The following is an 18,762-nucleotide window of genomic DNA, read 5'->3' on the forward strand; positions in this document are numbered from 1 at the left end:
TTCAACCACCGAGGGAATCCACCCATGAAACGACAGCCCGCTGAAATCCTCCGTGAATACGGCCCCTTCCCCGGCGTCGAGGCCGTCCACGGCGTCACCTACGACGGCGAACGCGTCTGGTTTGCCTCGGGCGAGGCGCTCCACGCACTCGACCCGGCCACCGGCCAGACGCTGCGCACCCTCGACGTGACCGCCAATGCCGGCACCGCGTTCGACGGCAAGCACCTGTACCAGATTGCCGAGCGCCAGATCCAGAAGATCGACCCGCAGACCGGGGAGGTGCTGGCCACCATCCCCGCCCCGGGCGACGGCAACGACTCGGGCATGGCCTGGGCCGAAGGCACGCTGTGGGTGGGCCAGTGGCAGGCGCGCAAGATCCACCAGGTGGACCCGCAGACCGGCAGGATCCTGCGCACCATCGAGTCGAACCGCTTTGTCACGGGCGTGACCTGGGTGGACGGCGAACTGTGGCATGGCACCTGGGAGAGCGAGGAAAGCGAGCTGCGGCGCGTCGATCCGGCCTCGGGCGAGGTGCTGGAGCGGCTGGATATGCCGGCCGGCGTGGGCGTCTCGGGGCTGGAGTCCGATGGCACCGACCAGTTCTTCTGCGGCGGCGGCACCAGCGGCAAGCTGCGCGCGGTACGGCGGCCCCGGAAGGGCTGAAAAACAGGCTGAAAAACAGGCTGAAAAGCGGGCTGAAAAGCCGGTTGAAAAACGGGCTGAAAAGCCGGTTGAAAATCCGGCTGAAGACCCCCGCCGGGCGCTCTGACGGCAGAGCGCCATTTTCCTTGCGATGTCAATCCCCCCACCGGCGCCCACGCCCGGGCGCCGCGCGCCTGTTGTAGCGGCGCCGACGCCGCGCATTCGTTGCTCCGCGCGGCGCTCAGCCTGATGCCGGCTCGTATTAGAATCGCCGGTGTCGATCCGTTCGGCATGCAACAGAGCCAGTGGTCATGTTCCGGGTGCGGGAAGGCCCCGGACTGGTTCCGACCTGCCTGCCTGAGCCACGTTTCACATATCGCGCCCCATTCAACAGTTATCAGGCCAGCGTCCAAGGGGATTCCGGGCTGAGGAAGACATGACCTCGTTTGCATATGATGTTGCCCTGGCGCCGGAGCCCGCGGAACGCGGGACTGCCGGCGACCGCCCTGCCGGGCGCGAGGCCTGGGCGCTGCTGGAAGCTTCCGGCGCGCTGGCCATGCGGGTCGATATCCAGGGTCGCATCCTCCAGGCCACCGAAGCCACGGCTGACCTGCTCGTCTACCCCCACGAATACCTGCTGCGCACGTCGGTGCTCGACGTGATCGCCCCGGAATCGCGCGACAGCGTGGCCGCCCTGCTCCAGGCCTGCGCGCGGGACCGCGCCGCCCGCCGCGAGCGCGTGCGCTTTGCCGGCGGCATCGGCGGCGGCTGGCTGGACCTGCGCATCGCCCACCAGCCCGGCGAGCCCAACACCCCGGCGAGCCTGCTGCTGTTTGGCCACGACGTCACGGACTGGGTCGAGAACGAGCGCCAGCTCAACGCCCGCGCCTTCCTGGACCCGCTGACCGGCGTTGGCAACCGGGCCTTCATCCGCCGCCGCATCGAGCAGTACATGGCCGGCGCCGCCAGCGCGCGCGTGCCGTTCGCCGTGGCGCTGATGGACCTGGACGGCTTCAAGAACATCAACGATTCGCTCGGCCACGAGTTTGGCGACGCGCTGCTCAAGGAAGTCGGCGCCCGCCTGCAGGACACCGTGCGCTCGCAGCAAAGCGTGGCGCGCCTGGGCGGCGACGAATTCGTGCTGATGCTCGATGGCCTGGAGTCCGAGGCCGAGGCCATCCGCATTCTCGAACGCGTGATCCACGTCTGCCGCCAGCCCTTCCTGCTCGGCGGCTGCCATGTGCGCATCACCACCAGCATCGGGCTGGCGTTCTCGTCGGCCGCATCCGGCAACGTCCAGCCGGAGTCGGAGTCGCACTGGCTGCGCCGCGCCGACCTGGCCATGTACGAGGCCAAGGCGCTCGGCAAGAACCGTTACTGCGTCTACTCGCCCGAGCTGGACCGCCGGCTGGACGAGCAGTTCCGCATCGAGCAGAGCATGTTCGAGGCGGTGCAGAACGGCGAATTCCTGCTCCACTACCAGCCCATCGTCTGGCCCGCCACGGGCGAGGTCTGCGCCGTGGAGGCGCTGATGCGCTGGGACCACGCGGGCGAATTCATCCGGCCCGACGTCTTCATTCCCGTGGCCGAGAAGAACGGCCTGATCAAGCATCTGGGCGCCTGGGCGCTGCGCTGCGCCTGCGCCCAGCTGGCCGCGTGGGACGCCCAGGGGCTCCAGGTCGGCCATATGTCGGTCAACGTCTCCGCCGTGCAGTTCCTGCACCCGGGATTCTTCGAGAGCGTGCGCAACGCCATCCAGGACGCCGGCATCAGCGCCGACCGCCTGGTGCTGGAGATCACCGAAAGCGCGCTGATGACCGACCCCAAGGCCGCCGAGGACCTGCTGATGTCCCTGCGCGCGCTGGGCCTGCGCTTTGCCGTGGACGACTTCGGCACCGGCTATTCCAGCCTCTCCTACCTGCGCCGCTTCCCGCTGTCCGCGCTCAAGGTGGACCGCAGCTTCGTGGCGGACATGGTCGATTCCCCGCATGCGCGCACCATCGTCTCGGCGGTGCTGTCGCTGGCGCGCGAGCTGGGCCTGGTGGCCATCGCCGAAGGCGTGGAGACCGACGCGCAGGGCGAGCTGCTGGCCGCGCAGGGCTGCAACCTCGTGCAGGGCTGGCGCTACGCGCGCGCGCTGAGCCCGCTGGACTTCGAGCAGGCCCTCGCGGATGGCCGCCTGATGCTGGGGCGCGACGAGGTGTTCTCGCTGCAGGTGGCCGGATGACCATGCTGTCCAAGGAACAATTCTTCGAGACGCTGTGGAACCGCATGGCGCAGCAGGGCGACTTCCCGACCCTGCAGTACTGCGTCGACAACATCTTCCAGACGCTCAACGGCGACCTCACCGTGGGCGAGATGGCCACCAGCGTGCTGTCTGACTTCAGCCTGTCGCAGAAGGTGATCCGGCTGGCCAACTCGGCGATGTACCGCTCGTTCGGCGGCGAGGTCACCACGGTGTCCCGCGCCATCCTGGTGCTCGGCGTGGAGGCCATCAGCCACCTGACGCTGGGCATCCAGCTGCTCGACTACTTCCACGGCGTGGCGCCGCAGCGCCCGCAGGCCACCAAGGCGCTCCAGCGCGCGCTGGTGGCGGGCGAGATCACCCGGGCGCTGTCGCACGCGCGCGGCATCAACGAGGGCGAGGAAGCCGTCGTCTGCACGCTGATGCACCACATGAGCCGACTGCTGGTGGTGTTCTACTTCCCGGACGAATGGGAGCGCGTGGAGGCGATGTGCGCCGCGCACCCGATGACCGAGAACGAGGCCTGCCAGGAGGTGCTGGGCGTCTCGATGGAGGAGATCGCCGAGGCCGCCGCGCGCAAGTGGCGCCTGCCGGGGATCATCGCCCATGCCATGAAGCCGCGCCTGATGTCGACGGACACGGTGCTGGAAACCCATGCCGACTGGCTCGCCGCCATCGCCCATGTCTCGGCCCAGGCCGCCGCCGCCATGGTGCGGGACGGCACGCAGGAGTCGGTGCAGGAGCTGCTGACCGCCCACGCCAAGATGCTGGGCCTGACCACCGGCGACGTGGCGATTGCCGTGCGGCAGGCCGATACGCTCAATACCTCGATCATCCGCTCCGAGGCCCCGGCCGAGGCGGCAGCGCCCGCCGGCACCAGCGGCGATCCGAAAGACATGGTGCGGCGGCTGCGCCAGGGGCTGGACGAGGTGCGGCGCGAAGGCGCCGGCCTGTCGGTATCCCAGCTGGCGCCAATGGTGCTGGAAACCACCATGCGCGCGATGAACTTCTCGCGCTGCTTCCTGATGATGCTGAACCCGGCCACCAAGCGCTTCCACGCGCGGCTGGGCTTTGGCGAGGGCATGCGGGAAAAGCTGCCGGCCCTGTCCTTCGAGGAAGGCTTCGTGCCCGACGTGTTCCACTTCGCCGGGCTGGCCGACAAGCCGCTGCTGATCGAAGATGCGTTCGACCCGAGCATCGCCCACCGGATTCCGCGCTGGTACCGCGACGCCATGCCCGACGCCAGGTCGATCCTGCTGGCGCCGGTGCGCATGCGCAACCGCTGCATCGCGCTGATCTATGGCGACTGGGGCGCCACGCGCTGCGCCTGGCAACTCGGCGAAGCCGAACTGCATGCCGTGGACGAGCTGACGCGCGAGATTGCCGCCGGCGTGCTGCGCGCGGCCCCGCAGCGCACGGAGCCGTAATCCGCCCGAGTCAGCGGTAAATCAGTGGCGGGTGGCCTTGCGCTGGGCCTTGTCGGCGTACATGGCGGCATCGGCCTGCGCCAGCAATTCATGCACCGTGGCGTGCCGGGACGGATCGAACTCGGTCAGCCCCACGCTGAAACGCAGGCTGTAGCTGTGCGCGTTCTGCGCATTCCATGCGTCCACGTTTCGATGCAGGCGCGCCAGCGCCTCGCCGCAGCCGTTGGCATCGGTATTGGTCAGCAGCGCGGCGAATTCGTCGCCACCGAGCCGCCCCACCACATCCGAGTCCCGGAACGCCATCCGCAGCGCGGCGCCAAACGCGGCCAGCGCGCGGTCGCCCTCGGCATGGCCGAACTGGTCGTTGATCGGCTTGAAGCCATCCATGTCGAAGAACACCAGCGTGGCCGGCCGCTCCAGCCGGCGGCACAGCTCGATGGCGTGCTGGCTCAGCACCGTGAAACCGCGCCGGTTGGAGAGCGCGGTCAGTTCGTCCATGCTGGCCAGGTGCACGGCGGCCAGCTCCTGCTCGGCCATGCGGGCGAGGTCGTGCAGCAGCGCGCGGTCATCGTCATCGAAGGTGCGCGGCTGGCGGTCGATCAGGCACAGCGTGCCCAGCTTGGTGCCGTTGTGCGCCACCAGCGGGCAGCCGGCGTAGAAGCGGATGTGCGGCTCGCCGGTGACCATCGGGTTGTCATGGAAGCGCGGGTCCTGGCGGGCGTCGGGCACCAGCAGGATGCCGTCGCCGGCAATCGCGTGGCCGCAGAACGAGGTGTTGCGCGGCGCCTCGGCCAGGTCCAGTCCCTCGCAGGCCTTGAACCACTGCCGGTTGGCATCGACCAGGCTGACCAGCGCGATCGGCACGTCAAACAGCCGTTTGGCGAGCCGGGTCAGGCGGTCGAACCGTTCCTCGGTCGGCGTGTCGAGAATGTGGAGCGATCTCAGCGTGGCGAGACGCAGGGTTTCATCGGGCGGAATCGGTGGTGGCTGCATGGGCGGTTCGTGAGCGCACGCCGGGCAAGCCCCGGCGGCGACGGATCGTGCCAGTGTTAACGGCCAATCCTACGCCGCCTGCAGGCTGGTCATCCACGTCCACACCGATTGTTTCAATTTTTTGCCAGGTCGCGCGGGGTGCGCATCGATGCGTGTTCAGGGCGCGCCTTCAATCGCCCTGACTGGCCCGGTCCATCAACACGCGCACGCTGTCTGCCCGCGTCTCGGCACAGGCCACGGCTTCCGGCAGCACCGCCCCGGCGAGCCGCGTCAGCACGTTGCCGGGCGGCATCTCCACCGCCAGCCGCACGCCGCAGGCGCGCGCCAGCAGCAGGGTCTCGTGCCAGCGCACCGGCAGCGCCATGTTGGCGGCGAGGTCCGCCGCGATGCGCGCCGGGTCGCGCAGCTCGCGCGCGGCGCTGGCGCTGAACAGCCGCAGCGTGGGCCGGCGCAGCGTCACCGGCGCGAACGCCTGGGCGAGGGTCGCGGCAGCATCGTCCAGCAACGGGCAGTGGGACGGCACGGCGATGGCCACGCGCCTGGCCCCATGCGCGCCGGCCTCCTGCGCCAGCGCCGCCACGCGCGCCATCGCCACGTCCGCCCCGGCGATGACCAACTGCGTCGGCGCGTTGAAATTGGCTACGTAGACCGGCAGGCCGGTCGCCCGCACGCGCGCCACGATGGCTTCCAGCGCCGGGGCTTCCAGCCCGAGGATGGCGGTCATGCCGAAGCCCTCCGGGTAGGCGTCCGCCATCAGCCGGCCGCGCAGCGCCACCAGCCGCACCGCGTCGTCATAGGCCAGCGCGCCGGCCACCACGGCCGCTGCGTAGGCGCCGATCGACAGCCCGGCCACGGCATCGGGCCGGGCGCCGTCCGCCATCAGCGCGCGCGCCGTGGCCACGCCCGCCGCCAGCAGGCAGAGCTGGACCGCTACGGTGGATTGCAGGCTGTCGGCCGTGTCGAGCGCCAGCACGTCGTGGCCCAGCGCGTCGCTGGTCTGGGCGAGCGTCTCGTGCACGGCGCGATGGTCGGGCAGGCCGTGAAGCATGCCGGGGCGCTGCGCCCCCTGCCCGGGAAAGGTCAGCAGCGTGCTCATGCCGCCTGCCACGGGTCCGCGCAGCGCACCGGGCCGGTGGCGGTCTTCAGCAGCACCCGCCCACCAGTGCGCAGGCGCTCCAGCAGGGCAAAGCCGCCGTGGGGGGTGGCGACCTGGATGTCGAGCCGCGCCTCCGTGCAGTCGTCGATCAGCGCCGCAAGCCATTGTTCGTCCGCCTGACGCAGCGGCGTAGCAGCGTCGATCAGCAGGTCCACATCGCTGCCGGGATGGAGCACATCGAGCCCGGACGCGAGCGTGAACCCGGCCGCGCCGGTCACCCCCCATGGCAGGCCGCGCGCATCGAGCAGCGGAGCGATCCGCGCCAGCGTGCGCAGCGCCGGCAGCGCCAGCCGGCGCGGATGGTCCTGCCAGCGCGCCGCCCGGGCGATGGCGAACGGCGACATCACGCGGGCGCACTGGGACGCCTCGATCCACGTGCCATGGCGCTCCTCGCGCCGCCGGCCGCGCAGGCCCACCGGGATGCTGCTATCGCGCGTCAGATCGCACGTCAGATCGCACGGCAGATCGCGCCGTACCACCACCGGCGCCACCGCCAGCCATGTGGCATCGACCCACGCCGGCAGCGGCTGGCTGGCCGCGAACGCCGGGGCGTCGCGCAGCCAGATCAGGTCGTGCGGCTGGAGTGGGCGGGGGAGCGGGAGGGGGAGGGGGAGGGGGAGCGGGGCGTCCGGCACGGGGTCATCCCTGCCACTGCCGGGCCAGCACCTCGCGCACCCGCGCCGAGGCCTGCCGGTTCTCGCCGCCCAGCCGGCTGCGCAGGTCGCGCTCGGGGTCGGCGTCGATATCGGCCAGCGCGGCTTCCAGCGTCGCGCGCACCGTGGCGACGTCACCGGCCTCGGGCGCGTCGGCCCGGGAGACCGGCACGCGCCGCCACAGCAGGCCCAGCGTGGCGTAGTTGTCGATGTCGTAGGCCATCGGCGGCACGGTGGCCGCGAAGGCTTCGAGGTCCTCCACGCTGCGCATGGTGATGCGTGCCGCCGCCTCCTTGCCCATCGCATGCACCTGCACGCCGGGGTCCGCCAGCGCCACGATGCGGTTGGCCTGATAGCCGTGCGCGAGGAAGGCGCCCGACATGGCCTTGCCCACCAGCAGCGCGACCACCGGATGCCCCTGCAGGCGCGCCGTGGCATAGGCATCCGCCGCGCTGGCCAGCGACTGGTGGATGCCGAACGCTTCCTCGCGCCGGCCATAGGCCTGGCTCGGGGTGTCCACCACGGCGACGATGGCGCGCTTGACCGGCGCGTCGCGGTCCGCCTGCACGGCGTCATGCACGGCGCGCGCGAGCGTCCAGCCCTCGCGCAGCCCCACCTCGCCCTGCCGGGCGCGCGGGAACGGGCTGGCGCCATCGGGCACCACGGCGATCCAGCGCACGGGCCGGCCCGCCAGTTCGCCATCGGCCACCTGGACCGAGGCCGGATAGTCCGCCAGGCGCGGTGCGCCCTGGCTCAGTGCGGCGAGCCAGGTGGCGCCGCGGGAGTTCGCTTGGTTCGTATTGGTCGATGCGGTCGTCATGACGGTTCTCCAAACACGGCGCGCACGGTGGCCGCATCGGCCTGCCGCGCGGGGTCATAGCCGGCCAGCCGCTGCAGATAGGACGCATACGCGGCACTGCGCGGCGGGGTGGGTGGCTGATTGGGCGGCTCGGCGACGAGTGCCGCCACGGTGGCGCGGATCTCCGCGCTGTCATCCTCGACATAGCGGTCCGCCAGCCCGGTGGCGATGCGCTGCTCGCCGCCAGTCAGGCTCCAGATCAGCGGCCGGTCGCGCGAGTCGTACTCGGCAATGCCAGCCTCCTGCTCGATCACGGCCGGCCCGTTGAGCCCCAGCCGCGCCTCACGCGTGACCACCAGCGTGCTGCACAGCCCGGCCGCAATCGACATCCCGCCGAAACACCCCACCTGCCCCGCAATCACGCCAATCACCGGCTGGTAGCGGCGCAGATCGACGATGCCCGCATGGATCTCGGCGATGGCGGCGAGGCCCAGGTTGGCCTCCTGCAGCCGCACGCCGCCGGTCTCGAACAGGATCACCGCGCGCGTGGGGGTGCCCTGCCGGTTGTCCTGCGCGGCCAGCTCCAGCGCGCCGGCGATCTTGGCGCCGCCCACTTCGCCCAGGCTGCCGCCCTGGAAGGCGCCTTCGATGGCCAGCACGACGGTGGGATGTCCGTCGATGGTGCCCTTGGCGACGATCACCCCGTCATCGGCCTGCGGCACCACGCCCTGACGCGCGAGCCAGGACGAGGTCAGCCCGTCGAACGGCCCCGCCAGCTCGCGGAAGCTGCCGGGGTCCAGCAGCGCATGGGCGCGCGCGCGGGCGCCCAGTTCGACAAAACTTTCGCGCGACAGCAGTGCGGGCTGGCTCATGATCCCTCCTTGCCTTCATCCAGCGCCTCGAACGCCTCGGCCAGCCGCATGCCGACAACGCCCGGCGTGGCGCCGAAGTCGTGAATGCGGATGCGCATGGCGGCACGCGGCTCGGCGCTGAAGACGCGCGTCAGCTGGGCGTCCCAGACGCGGCCATAGCCGTCCACCGAGGTGGTCACGTGGATCGAGGTCTTGCCGGCGTCGCCGGGCTCGATCATCACCTCGAGGTCGCCGGAGCCGACCACGCCCACCAGCACGCGCTGGCGGGCCGGCGCGCCGGCGGGATATTCGAACTGGAGTTGTTCCATCATCGGTCTCCGTGGGGGAGCGCCGGCCCGGTGGGCAGGCGATCGAGAAATAACGTGGCGGCGAGCAGGTCGGCCGCGCCGCCGGGGGAGGCATTGCGCGCCAGCATGCCGGCTTCGAGCCGATGCAGCAGCCGCCGGCCCGGCAGCGTGCCGATGCCGCCCGCCGCCAGCACGGCGGCGGCGCCGGCCTGCATGGTGGCCAGCCCTTCGCGGCCGGCGCGGGCCAGCACGCAGGTATCGTCGAGCCCGGCCATGATCGCCAGCAGCGCGTTGACGCGCGCGGTGGGCTCCGCATCGCCGCGCGTGCGGCTGGCGCGCAGCGTCGGCAAACCCCGTTGCACGACATGCGGGAAGCCGGCCTCGGCCTGCCCGCGCGCGCCGCCAACCTGATAAGCCTGGCGCGCCAGTTCGCCCTTGTTGCCGGTGTGCGCGGGGCGATGCCGGTCTGGCAGCCGGGCGATGGCACCCGCCGCGTCGGCCACGGTGTGGGCATCGGCACCGTCCGGCAGCAACCCGGCGGCGCCGGCCAGCAGGCCCAGGCACCAGATCGCGCCGCGATGGGTGTTGACGCCGCCGGTGGCGCGCAGCATGGTCGCCTCCGCCGCGCGGCCCAGCGCGCCGAGCTGTTCGCGCAGGGGTTGATGAATGTGAGTGGCCTCGCGCCCCGCCGCCGCCATCGCCGCAAAGCCACCGCGCAGGCTGCGCGCGGACGCCACCATCAGCGCCAGCGTCAGGTCACGGTGCGCGCCGCTGCCGCGCGCATCCACCAGCCCGGGCTTGGGCGACAACATCGCCTCGTCGATCAACACCGCTTCGGCCAGCGCGCCGATGGCGCCGGCGCGGTCTTCCTTGAGCGCTACCGCATGGGCGTGTGCCTGTACATGGACGGCCATTACCAGCTCCGGAAACGTGCCGGCGGCTCGTACAGCCCGCCCGACCACTCGACCAGATCGGCCATGCTCTTGGCCGCCAGCAGCGAGCGCGTGGCATCGGCGCGATGCACGCCAAGGTCTTCCGGCAGCGCGATCAGCCCGTCGCTGCGCATCTGGCGCGTGGTGGCCGGGTCGTGGCGCATGCCGATCGGCGTGACGCCGGCCACCGCCGCGATCATCCGGCGGCGCTGTTCGAGCGAGGTCGCCTTATATAGATAGGCGATGCCTTCCTCGGTCAGCACGTGGGTCACGTCATCGCCATAAATCATCACCGGGGCCAGCGGCATGCCGCAGTCCTTGGCCACCTGCACGGCGTCCATGGACTCCACGAAGGTCGGCTTGCCGCCGGCCTGGAAGGTCTCGACCATCTGCACCACCAGCTTGCGGCCCCGCGCGAGCGGGTCGTCGGTCTCGATCAGGTCGAGCCAGGCCGGGGTGGCGTGGCGGCGGCCGCCCGGCTGGTGGCCCATGTTCGGCGCGCCGCCGAAGCCCGAGAGCCGGCCGCGCGTGACCGTCGAGGAATGGCCGTCGCCGTCGATCTGGAGCGTGGAGCCGATGAACAGGTCCACCGCGTACTGGCCGGCCAGCTGGCAGAAGGCCCGGTTGGAGCGCATCGCGCCGTCCGCGCCGGTGAAGAACACGTCCGGCCGGGCCGACACGTAGTTCTCCATGCCCAGTTCGCTGCCGAAGCTGTGCACGCTTTCGACCCAGCCCGACTCGATGGCCGGGATCAGCGTGGGGTGCGGGTTCAGCGTCCAGTGCTTGCAGATCTTGCCCTTGAGCCCGAGCGATTCGCCGTAGGTCGGCAGGATCAGTTCGATGGCGGCCGTGTTGAAGCCGATGCCGTGGTTCAGCGACTGCACCTTGTGCCGCTCGTAGATGCCGCGGATGGCCATCATCGCCATCAGCACGTGCACCGGCTTGATCAGGCGCGGGTCGCGCGTGAACAGCGGCTCGCAGAAGAACGGCTTGTCGGCCTGCACCACGTAGTCGATCCACGAGCCGGGGATGTCCACGCGCGGCAGGTCGGCCGGGTCGTCCACGATCTCGTTGACCTGGGCGATCACGATGCCGTCGCGGAACGCGGCGGCCTCCACCAGCGCGGGCGTGTCCTCGGTGCTGGCGCCGGTGTAGAGGTTGCCGGCGCGGTCGGCCTTGTAGCCGGCGATCAGCACAATTTGTGGCGTAAGATCCACATACAGCCGGGCGTACAGCTCGATATAGGTATGGATGGCGCCGACTTCGAGCAGCCCGTCCTCAAGGAACTGCGAGATCCGCACGCTCTGCGTGCCGGCAAAGGCGAAGTCGAGCTTGCGCGCGATGCCGCGCTCGAACAGGTCCAGATGTTCGACGCGGCTCACGCTCGGAATGATCATGTGCAGGTCGTGCACGGTGGCCGGGTCTACCTCGGCCAGCGCGCGGGACAGGAAGTCCGCCTGCTTCTGGTTGTTGCCCTCGAGCACCACGCGGTCGCCCGGGGCGGTCACGGCTTCGAGGAACGGGACGATGTTGTCGGTGGCAACCACCTTGCCATCGGCCAGCCGGGCGCCAAGGCCCTGGCGGCGGCGCTTTTCAGCGCGGCGGGTGTCCCACTGACGGGGGGCGGGGGAATCTGGCATCGCGGCTCCGGACATGCGGCATGACTGTCGATGTGGGCCACGATACGCCGGGTGCCTTGGTCGAACAATGACACCCGGCGGCGGATCGTTACGGTGAGAGAAATGATGAATGCGCCACTTCGCTCTGCTCGGGCTAGGCTCGGGCTCGGCTCGGCTAGTTGCCCGCTATGCCGTTAGGCGGATCGGGGGCGAAGCGGTTGAACACGTAGTCGCGGTTCTTCACGACGGTGTGGCAGGCGAAGCAGGCCTGCTGCTTGGCGGCGCCCGAGGGCTTGCCGTCATCGAACTGCACGTAGCCCCAGCCACCGGTGGCGGCGTACTTGGTCGAATCCCGGACCATGAACTGGAGGCCGTTCTTCGGGTGCCCGGCCACGTGGGACTGGGGCTTGCCGAAGGCTGCCGCGCTTTCCGCCAGCGCGTCGTAGCTCCAGGCGAGCCGGGCAATGATGGCGCCGTCGGGCAGCGGGTACTTGCCGCTGCGCAGGGCCATCACGGCGGCCTCGTTGCCGAGGATGGCGCGCAGGTCATCGGTGGCGCCTTCCTCGCGGCCGACCGAGATCAGGGTCCACGCGCGGTAGCCGGGCGGGATCTTGTCCGGCACGGCCACCTTGCCGAGGTCCTGCGTGGCCTCCTTGGCCCCCTGGGCGACCGGCCTGGCCGCCTGCATGCTGTCTTTCCCGGCGGCTTCCGTCGCCGTCTGTGCCAACCCAACGCCCGCGCCAGCCAAGGCCGTCACGGCGAGTGCCATCCCTACGATTATTTTCATGGTTTGTCCTCCGGTGTGCAGGCGCCATCGTCACGTCAATCCGCCGCGCGGCTTTGATCGGGCGGTCGGATTTGTCCGGAATGAACGTTGCGGAGCGGGCATTTAGAATGCGTGCCTGTCCATCGATCTCCATCGACATCCATCGTTGCCCATGCGCGAACGCTCCCCACCCCAACGCCTGCGGCCACGCAAGACGCCGCGCCAGCCCCGCTCCGAGGAAACCGTGGCCGCCATCGTCGAGGCAGCGGCCCAGGTGCTGGAGAGCGCCGGGTTCGAGGGCGTCAACACCAACGCCGTGGCCGAGCGGGCCGGCGTCAGCATCGGCTCGCTCTACCAGTACTTCCCGGGCAAGGACGCGCTCACGGTGGCGCTGATCCATCGCGAAACCCGGCGCTTTCATGACGACACGGCGACGGCCCTCCAGCTGCGCAGCGGCAAGGCGGCGCTCGACGCCATGCTCGACGCCTCCGTCCGGCAGCAGTTGCAGCGGCCCATGCTGGCGCGGCTGCTCGATATCGAGGAAGGCCGCCCCGCCCTGCGCGACGAGGTGGCCAAGCCGGAGACGGAAGCGCTGTTCGCCACCGCCGTGCGGCGGGCCAAGCCCCGGCTGGAACGCCCCGAGCTGGCGGCGGCCGATCTGGTGGCCATCATCCGCGGCATGGTCGATGCGGCCGGCGAGCGCGGCGAGACGGACATCGACGACCTGACCCGGCGGCTGCGCGCCGCCGTGTTCGGCTATCTCGCGAAGGTCGGCGCGGGCTGATTCCCGGCGGCAAATGTGAGCAAGCGCGGCCCGCGCGGTGGCCGCCCGCCGCGCAAATCCCGTGGCGACGCGGGGTTGGCGGGCGGCCGGTTCGCGGCGGGAACGCGAGTTGGCGGACGGGGGGCGCAACCGTAATCTGACGGTCATCGGGCGGGCCCGGCATGGGGCCGGCCGCCACGGTAAGAGAGACCGACCATGACTGACCTGATCCAAACCATGAAGCTCAACCACCTGAGCTTTCCCTCGGCGGACACCCTGGCCACCGCCACCTTCTTCGCGCGCTATCTGGGCTTCACCATCGCTGGCGAATGGGACAAGTCCTACATCCTCAAGCGTCCCGGCTTCGACGTGGTGATCGACCATGCCAGCGGCGAGGCGCCCGACTGGCCCCGGTCCTTCCACGCGGGCTTCGAGTTACCCAGCCTTGACGCCGTCCAGGCGCTGTACGCGCGCTTCCTGGCCGATGGCGTGCAGATGGAGACCGAAGTCTTCAACAATGGGCGGGGTTCCCGCTTCTTCTGCCGCGCGCCCGGCGGCGTGATGTTCGAGCTGAACACCCGCGCGGACGCGGCGCCCGAATTTCGGGGCACCTTCGACGACTGACACGCAGGCGTCAACGGACGTGCAACGCGCCGTCTGCGCCACATCAAGCACTGAATTTTCTTAATCACCGCACGAGAATATTTACTTCCGCCGGCCAGGCATTGCGGCGATCATGACCGCGTTCTCGAATCCGGCCAGGAAGAGGTAAGCGATGCGCGCCCACGGCATCCTGAACCCCGCGCGAAGTGTGTTGTTGGTGGTGGCGATGCTGGTGGCGATGGGGCTCGCCCCGCCGCTCACCCATGCCCAGACCGGCCCCGCGTTCGGCATCGTGGGCGCCAACGTCCAGAAGCAGGCCAATGCGGTACTCACGCTGATGTCGTTCGCCGTGGTACCTGACCTCGCCTCCAGTTCGCTCTCCATCAGCAACACCAGCACCGACAACCCCGCCCTGACGCTCTGGCAGCTGGGCGGCGGTTTCACCTTGAGCCAGTCGTTCCCGCTCTATCTGGAGGGGTCGATCGCCTACAACCGCTACGACCCGACCTTCGTGGCCTCCAACGGCCAGGAGACCCGCAAGCTGCCGACCAAGTGGAATACGTTCGCGGGCACGGTGGGCGTGGGCTGGGATTTCCCGCTCATCGACAGCAAGGAACTGGTGTTCCGGCCGATCTTCAATGCCTCGCTCGGCCGGGTGGCCAGCGACCTCTCCGTCGCCAAGTTCGCCGTGGAAAATGCCACGGACCAGGAGATTGCCTTTCTGGACAATGGCGCGATGAACGCCTACGGGCTGGGCGGGTCCGTCATGCTGGACTGGGAAAGCCACCGCAACGAGCGCGATGTGGACGTGGAACTGCGCTACACCAACATCTACCTGCGCAGCTTTGGCACCACGGGTGGCATGGATGCCTCCGCCGCCGCCCAGACCGCCAGCCTCTACGCCCGCTGGCGCGCGCCCACCGGCCTGCGCGCGCTGGACCGGCCGGTGCGCTACGTGCTGGAACTGTCCCACTCGCACTACTTCGGCAATCAGGCCGGCGCGCTGGGCTTCGACCACCTGACCACGCTGGGCACCGGGCTGGAACTCGACACCAGCGCGCACGAGGTGTTCGTCACCCGTATCCGGGCGGTGGTGCGCTACGTCTTTGGGAACAACGTGCACGGCCTGTCGTTCGGGCTGGCGGCGAGCTTCTAGGCTTTCCAGGCTTCCAGGCTTCCAGGCTTCCAGGCTTCCAGGGGCCGGGTTTAGAGTACGGGGGAGCTCGCGGCGGTCCGCGCTACTTCGAGCCGGTTGCCGCCGAGCGATTTGGCGCGGTACAGCGCCTGGTCGGCGGCGGCCAGCGCGTCGGCCAGCGGCGGCACCTCGGTCTCGAAGCGGGCCAGGCCGATGCTGACCGTGGCCGGAATGCCGACGCCGATACCGTGGGTCCGGTGCGGGATGGTGCCGGCGAAGCGCGTGGCCACGGCCTCGCCCAGCGCCTGGGCGCGGCGCGCGTCGTCGCCGGTCAGCAGGGCGGCGAACTCCTCGCCGCCGATGCGCGCGAGCAGCGCGTGCGGCCCCACCACGCTCCGCGCGATTTCCGCGAACGACTTCAGCACCTGGTCGCCGGTCTGGTGACCGTACACGTCGTTGACGGCCTTGAAGCGGTCGAGGTCGAACGCCAGCACGGCCACCGGCCGGCTCCCTTCGCCGCCGAGGAGGCGGGCGCCCTGCTCGAAGAACCACCGGCGGTTGCCCAGCCGGGTCAGATAGTCGGTCTGGGCTTCCTGCACGAGTTGGCCGTGGGTCTCGTCGCGGATCAACTTCAGCAGCGCCATCGGCAGGAGGACTGAGTACAGCACCCCTTCGTAGACCGTGAGCTTGCTGGCGGCGGCCTGCATCGCCGGCCCGTGCATGGTCACCAGCCACGGCAGGATCAGGGCCCGCGCGACATAGACCACGGCATGGAGGCCCGTCACCACCACGATGATGTGGCGCGAACGGAGCGCCTTCATCGCTTCGCAACGCAGCATCTCGCGCGCCGTCATGGCGCTGATCAGCGCGATCGGCAGGGCGCTGACGTGGTTCCACATGGCGTCCAGGTGTTGCGCGCCCCAGCCGACCCACACCAGCGCGTCCACGAGCAGTATCCCCACCGACGCCGCGCGATACTGCCGCCCGCTCAGCGAGGCGATACCGTCGAGGACCAGCAGGTAGCCAGTGAGGATGACGAGATTGCTGACGGCGGAGCCAATCGCCCCTGGCACGCTGCGCCGGACCAGCACCAGCGCGCAGCCGATGGCGAGCGTCGTGAAGCCAGCCGCGAGAATCCGCAGCGTCCGGCTGCGGCGGGGATTGGTCCGATGCTCCCAGAACGTCATGCCGGCACTGGCCAGAAGCGTCCCGATGGCGAGGAGATAAAGGGTGAGGAGGTCGACGTACATCCAAATGTCAAGACGTTGCGCCGGCACATCGCGCCGGCAGCCAAATTCTACGTGGGAAAGCCGGCTGCGGGCGGTGGCTGATGCGTGGCTGATGCGTGGCTGATGCGTCCCTCAGCGCTGCGCGTCCGCGTGTTCGCGGATCAGGTCGATCAGCGCGCGCAGGCCGGCCGGCACGTGGCGGCGGCCCGGGTAGTACAGGCACAGGCCATCGAGCGGCGGGGTCCAGCCCTCCAGCACGCGGACCAGCGTGCCGGCCTGCAGGTCGGCGGCCACGTTCCACTCGCTCAGGTAGGCCAGCCCCAGTCCGGCGCGGGCCGCCTGCTGGGCCAGTCCGGGCTCGTCGAGCGTCAGCGCGCCACGCACATCGATCCGCACCGCCTCGCCGTGCCGCGCGAATTCCCACTGGTAGATCGCCCCGCTCGGCATGCGCGTGCGGATGCAGGCGTGCGCGTGGAGGTCGGCCGGTGTGCGCGGCCGCTTGTGCCTGGCGAAGTAGTCCGGGCTGCCGACCACGGCGAAGCGCTGGGTATCGCCGAAGGGCACGGCAATCATGTCCTGCGGCAGGGTTTCGGCCAGCCGGATGCCGGCATCGAAGCCGTCGGCGACGATATCGATCAACCGCCCCTCGGTGACGATATCGAGCGTCATGGCCGGGTAGCGCTGCAGGAAGGCGATGAACAGCGGCATCACCTGCCGCGCGGCGCCCGCCGAGGTGTTGATGCGCAACGGGCCCGACACGGTGTCCCGCAGGCTCCCCGCCTGCTCGATCGCGCCCCGGATCGTGGAAAGCGCCGGGGCAATGCTGTCGACGAACTGCGCGCCAGCCTCCGTCAGTGACACGCTGCGCGTGGTGCGATGGAACAGCCGCACGCCGATGCGCGACTCCAGCGCCGCCACCGCGTGGCTGAGCGCGGACGTGGAGACGCCCAGCTCCGCCGCTGCCGCCCGGAAGTTGCGGTGCCGCGCCACGGCCAGCACCGCCTCCAGTTCACCAAGGCCCGAGGATTTCATTATCCCGATTCCTTCATCATCACATCCCGGATTGTACGGCTAGTCAACACAATGGCGCAGGGCTATCTTGTGCTTCAGCCCGCGTTTTTCGCGCTTTGCTTAAGATGACTTTCCGCTACCCCGGAGACCCACCATGCAGATCATCGACAAGATTTACATCGACGGCGCCTTCGTCACCCCCCACGGCGACGAGATGTTCGACCTGTTCAACCCGGCCACCGAACAGGTGATTGGGCAGGTGCGCCTGGCCGACGCGCAGGACGCCCGGGACGCCATCGCGGCCGCCAGACGGGCGTTCCCGGCCTTCTCCCGCACCAGCCAGCGCGCGCGCGTGGAGCTGCTCAAACGCATGCACGCCGCCGTGCTGGCGAAGGAGGACGAACTGTACGAGGCGATCACCGAGGAATATGGCGCGCCGGTGTCCCGGGGCCGCTGGATGGCCCGGCACGCGAGCAACGTGCTGATCGACGCGGCCAATGTGCTTGAGGCTTACACGTTCAAGCGCCGCGTGGGCGGCGCCGAGGTGGTGATGCAGCCGATGGGCGTGGCCGGGCTGATCACGCCCTGGAACAGCGACGCGGGCTTTATCTGCGGGAAGCTGGCCGCCGCCGTCGCCGCCGGCTGCACCGCCGTGATCAAGCCGAGCGAGATGAGCGCGATGCAGACCCGCATCGTCACCGAAGCACTGCACGCGGCGGACGTGCCGCCGGGCGTGTTCAATATCGTCACCGGGCGCGGCGATGTGGTCGGCACCGAAATCACCACGCACCCCGATGTGAACAAGGTGTCGTTCACGGGCTCCACGGCGGTCGGCAAGACCATCCTGCGCGTGGCGGCGGACACGCTGAAGCGCGTGACGCTGGAGCTGGGTGGCAAGTCGCCCGTGGTCGTGCTCGACGATGCGGATTTCGACGAAGCTGTGCCGCTGGCCCTGGACGCCGGGTTCATGAACAGCGGGCAGGCGTGCATCGCCGGCACGCGGATTCTAGTGCCGCAACACCGGCTCGCCGAGTTCGAGGCGCGCGTGCGCGACATCGTGGCGCGTACGCAGGCCGGCGATCCGCGCGATCCGCAGACCACGGTCGGCCCGATGGTCAGCCAGAAGCAGTGGGAGCGCGTGCAGCGCTATATCCGCATCGGCATTGATGAAGGCGCGCGGCTGATTGTGGGCGGCGAAGGCCGGCCGGACGGGCTGGACGCGGGCTGGTTCGTGCGCCCCACCGTCTTCAGCGATGTGACCAACGACATGACGATCGCCCGGGAGGAGATCTTCGGCCCGGTGCTGTCGATCATTACCTACCGGGACGAGGAGGAGGCCATCGCCATCGCCAACGACACCCGCTACGGCTTGCAGGCGTATGTGCTGTCCGCCGATGTGCGGCGGGCGCACGCGGTGGCGTCGCGCATCGAGGCCGGGCGGGTCCTCGTCAACACGCTCGCCCACGACCCGGCGGCGCCGTTTGGCGGCCTGAAGCAGTCGGGCATCGGCCGCGAGTACGGTGTCTATGGGCTGGAAGCGTTCCTGGAGACCAAGGCAGTGTTGAACGTGCCGGCGTAGTCGGGGGCGCTATCAGGGCGCTGTCAGGGCGCTATCAGGGCGATGTCGGGG

At 69.9% G+C, this 18,762-nt stretch carries 18 protein-coding genes; 7 read left to right on the forward strand and 11 right to left on the reverse strand.

Translation table 11 applies throughout. The features are described from left to right. Positions 1 to 24: 24 nt before the first annotated feature. The 3 genes from AB4120_RS15305 (at position 25) to AB4120_RS15315 (ending at position 4,314) form a co-directional block, all read left to right on the forward strand. Positions 25 to 663 carry a Vgb family protein gene (locus tag AB4120_RS15305; protein ID WP_149138392.1) on the forward strand — a complete coding sequence of 213 codons (639 nt, stop codon included), beginning with the start codon at positions 25 to 27 and terminating at the stop codon, positions 661 to 663. A gap of 415 nt (positions 664 to 1,078) precedes the next feature. Continuing rightward, the gene (locus tag AB4120_RS15310) at positions 1,079 to 2,869 is read left to right on the forward strand and encodes a putative bifunctional diguanylate cyclase/phosphodiesterase (RefSeq protein WP_149138393.1); all 1,791 of its coding nucleotides are present in this window, start codon (positions 1,079 to 1,081) and stop codon (positions 2,867 to 2,869) included. Continuing rightward, the gene (locus tag AB4120_RS15315) at positions 2,866 to 4,314 is read left to right on the forward strand and encodes an HDOD domain-containing protein (protein ID WP_262389876.1); all 1,449 of its coding nucleotides are present in this window, start codon (positions 2,866 to 2,868) and stop codon (positions 4,312 to 4,314) included. The genes AB4120_RS15310 and AB4120_RS15315 overlap by 4 nt, the downstream gene beginning before the upstream one ends. A gap of 21 nt (positions 4,315 to 4,335) precedes the next feature. Here AB4120_RS15315 and AB4120_RS15320 read toward each other — a convergent pair whose 3' ends face one another. The 9 genes from AB4120_RS15320 to AB4120_RS15360 form a co-directional block, all read right to left on the reverse strand. Next, positions 4,336 to 5,307, reverse strand: coding sequence for a GGDEF domain-containing protein (locus tag AB4120_RS15320; protein WP_149138394.1), 972 nt, complete (start codon positions 5,305 to 5,307; stop codon positions 4,336 to 4,338). Between the two features lie 169 nt (positions 5,308 to 5,476). Beyond that, positions 5,477 to 6,403 carry a malonate decarboxylase subunit epsilon gene (gene mdcH, locus AB4120_RS15325; RefSeq protein ID WP_149138395.1) on the reverse strand — a complete coding sequence of 309 codons (927 nt, stop codon included), beginning with the start codon at positions 6,401 to 6,403 and terminating at the stop codon, positions 5,477 to 5,479. Beyond that, entirely contained in the window at positions 6,400 to 7,098 is a 699-nt protein-coding gene (locus tag AB4120_RS15330; protein WP_441642544.1) for a malonate decarboxylase holo-ACP synthase, read from the reverse strand. The genes mdcH and AB4120_RS15330 overlap by 4 nt, the downstream gene beginning before the upstream one ends. 4 nt (positions 7,099 to 7,102) lie before the next feature. Then, positions 7,103 to 7,936: a biotin-independent malonate decarboxylase subunit gamma gene (gene mdcE / locus AB4120_RS15335; protein ID WP_149138396.1), complete on the reverse strand. Its 834-nt coding sequence runs from the start codon at positions 7,934 to 7,936 to the stop codon at positions 7,103 to 7,105. Further along, entirely contained in the window at positions 7,933 to 8,787 is an 855-nt protein-coding gene (locus AB4120_RS15340) for a biotin-independent malonate decarboxylase subunit beta (RefSeq protein ID WP_149138397.1), read from the reverse strand. Before AB4120_RS15340 ends, mdcE begins: the two co-directional genes overlap by 4 nt. Beyond that, positions 8,784 to 9,095: a malonate decarboxylase subunit delta gene (locus AB4120_RS15345; RefSeq protein ID WP_149139331.1), complete on the reverse strand. Its 312-nt coding sequence runs from the start codon at positions 9,093 to 9,095 to the stop codon at positions 8,784 to 8,786. The genes AB4120_RS15340 and AB4120_RS15345 overlap by 4 nt, the downstream gene beginning before the upstream one ends. Then, the gene (locus tag AB4120_RS15350) at positions 9,095 to 9,988 is read right to left on the reverse strand and encodes a triphosphoribosyl-dephospho-CoA synthase (protein WP_441642545.1); all 894 of its coding nucleotides are present in this window, start codon (positions 9,986 to 9,988) and stop codon (positions 9,095 to 9,097) included. The genes AB4120_RS15345 and AB4120_RS15350 overlap by 1 nt, the downstream gene beginning before the upstream one ends. Then, complete coding sequence (gene mdcA / locus AB4120_RS15355) at positions 9,988 to 11,646, reverse strand: malonate decarboxylase subunit alpha (protein ID WP_149138399.1); 1,659 nt, start codon at positions 11,644 to 11,646, stop codon at positions 9,988 to 9,990. Before mdcA ends, AB4120_RS15350 begins: the two co-directional genes overlap by 1 nt. Positions 11,647 to 11,800: 154 nt before the next feature. Continuing rightward, positions 11,801 to 12,412 carry a cytochrome P460 family protein gene (locus tag AB4120_RS15360; protein WP_262389878.1) on the reverse strand — a complete coding sequence of 204 codons (612 nt, stop codon included), beginning with the start codon at positions 12,410 to 12,412 and terminating at the stop codon, positions 11,801 to 11,803. Positions 12,413 to 12,563: 151 nt separating this feature from the next. Between AB4120_RS15360 and AB4120_RS15365 the strand changes: the two genes are divergently transcribed. The 3 genes from AB4120_RS15365 (at position 12,564) to AB4120_RS15375 (ending at position 14,913) form a co-directional block, all read left to right on the forward strand. Beyond that, complete coding sequence (locus tag AB4120_RS15365; protein ID WP_441642546.1) at positions 12,564 to 13,175, forward strand: TetR/AcrR family transcriptional regulator; 612 nt, start codon at positions 12,564 to 12,566, stop codon at positions 13,173 to 13,175. A gap of 195 nt (positions 13,176 to 13,370) precedes the next feature. Continuing rightward, the gene (locus tag AB4120_RS15370) at positions 13,371 to 13,778 is read left to right on the forward strand and encodes a VOC family protein (protein ID WP_187645292.1); all 408 of its coding nucleotides are present in this window, start codon (positions 13,371 to 13,373) and stop codon (positions 13,776 to 13,778) included. Between the two features lie 205 nt (positions 13,779 to 13,983). Continuing rightward, complete coding sequence (locus tag AB4120_RS15375; RefSeq protein ID WP_149139334.1) at positions 13,984 to 14,913, forward strand: hypothetical protein; 930 nt, start codon at positions 13,984 to 13,986, stop codon at positions 14,911 to 14,913. A gap of 50 nt (positions 14,914 to 14,963) precedes the next feature. Here the strand turns inward: AB4120_RS15375 and AB4120_RS15380 are convergent, their stop codons facing one another. Both AB4120_RS15380 and AB4120_RS15385 read right to left on the reverse strand, forming a co-directional pair. Then, on the reverse strand, positions 14,964 to 16,142 hold the full coding sequence (locus tag AB4120_RS15380; protein WP_149138401.1) for a GGDEF domain-containing protein: 1,179 nt from the start codon (positions 16,140 to 16,142) through the stop codon (positions 14,964 to 14,966). A gap of 111 nt (positions 16,143 to 16,253) precedes the next feature. Further along, positions 16,254 to 17,153 carry a LysR family transcriptional regulator gene (locus tag AB4120_RS15385; protein ID WP_149138402.1) on the reverse strand — a complete coding sequence of 300 codons (900 nt, stop codon included), beginning with the start codon at positions 17,151 to 17,153 and terminating at the stop codon, positions 16,254 to 16,256. Positions 17,154 to 17,286: 133 nt separating this feature from the next. Between AB4120_RS15385 and AB4120_RS15390 the strand changes: the two genes are divergently transcribed. After that, positions 17,287 to 18,711 (forward strand): aldehyde dehydrogenase family protein, encoded by a 1,425-nt coding sequence (locus AB4120_RS15390; protein WP_441642547.1) that lies wholly within the window; start codon positions 17,287 to 17,289, stop codon positions 18,709 to 18,711. Positions 18,712 to 18,762: the final 51 nt, after the last annotated feature.

The organism is Cupriavidus sp. 2KB_3 (assembly GCF_052115685.1).
Classification (GTDB): domain Bacteria; phylum Pseudomonadota; class Gammaproteobacteria; order Burkholderiales; family Burkholderiaceae; genus Cupriavidus; species Cupriavidus campinensis.

Excerpts from the sequence above, each read along its gene's own strand:
- AB4120_RS15380 (WP_149138401.1), bottom strand. The coding sequence starts at position 16,142 with ATGTACGTCGACCTCCTCACCCTTTATCTCCTCGCCATCGGGACGCTT.
- AB4120_RS15315 (WP_262389876.1), top strand. The coding sequence starts at position 2,866 with ATGACCATGCTGTCCAAGGAACAATTCTTCGAGACGCTGTGGAACCGC.
- AB4120_RS15305 (WP_149138392.1), top strand. The coding sequence starts at position 25 with ATGAAACGACAGCCCGCTGAAATCCTCCGTGAATACGGCCCCTTCCCC.
- AB4120_RS15340 (WP_149138397.1), bottom strand. The coding sequence starts at position 8,787 with ATGAGCCAGCCCGCACTGCTGTCGCGCGAAAGTTTTGTCGAACTGGGC.
- mdcA (WP_149138399.1), bottom strand. The coding sequence starts at position 11,646 with ATGCCAGATTCCCCCGCCCCCCGTCAGTGGGACACCCGCCGCGCTGAA.
- AB4120_RS15370 (WP_187645292.1), top strand. The coding sequence starts at position 13,371 with ATGACTGACCTGATCCAAACCATGAAGCTCAACCACCTGAGCTTTCCC.
- AB4120_RS15360 (WP_262389878.1), bottom strand. The coding sequence starts at position 12,412 with ATGAAAATAATCGTAGGGATGGCACTCGCCGTGACGGCCTTGGCTGGC.
- mdcH (WP_149138395.1), bottom strand. The coding sequence starts at position 6,403 with ATGAGCACGCTGCTGACCTTTCCCGGGCAGGGGGCGCAGCGCCCCGGC.
- AB4120_RS15310 (WP_149138393.1), top strand. The coding sequence starts at position 1,079 with ATGACCTCGTTTGCATATGATGTTGCCCTGGCGCCGGAGCCCGCGGAA.
- AB4120_RS15320 (WP_149138394.1), bottom strand. The coding sequence starts at position 5,307 with ATGCAGCCACCACCGATTCCGCCCGATGAAACCCTGCGTCTCGCCACG.
- AB4120_RS15345 (WP_149139331.1), bottom strand. The coding sequence starts at position 9,095 with ATGGAACAACTCCAGTTCGAATATCCCGCCGGCGCGCCGGCCCGCCAG.
- AB4120_RS15385 (WP_149138402.1), bottom strand. The coding sequence starts at position 17,153 with ATGAAATCCTCGGGCCTTGGTGAACTGGAGGCGGTGCTGGCCGTGGCG.
- AB4120_RS15390 (WP_441642547.1), top strand. The coding sequence starts at position 17,287 with ATGCAGATCATCGACAAGATTTACATCGACGGCGCCTTCGTCACCCCC.
- AB4120_RS15350 (WP_441642545.1), bottom strand. The coding sequence starts at position 9,988 with ATGGCCGTCCATGTACAGGCACACGCCCATGCGGTAGCGCTCAAGGAA.
- AB4120_RS15365 (WP_441642546.1), top strand. The coding sequence starts at position 12,564 with ATGCGCGAACGCTCCCCACCCCAACGCCTGCGGCCACGCAAGACGCCG.
- AB4120_RS15375 (WP_149139334.1), top strand. The coding sequence starts at position 13,984 with ATGCTGGTGGCGATGGGGCTCGCCCCGCCGCTCACCCATGCCCAGACC.
- mdcE (WP_149138396.1), bottom strand. The coding sequence starts at position 7,936 with ATGACGACCGCATCGACCAATACGAACCAAGCGAACTCCCGCGGCGCC.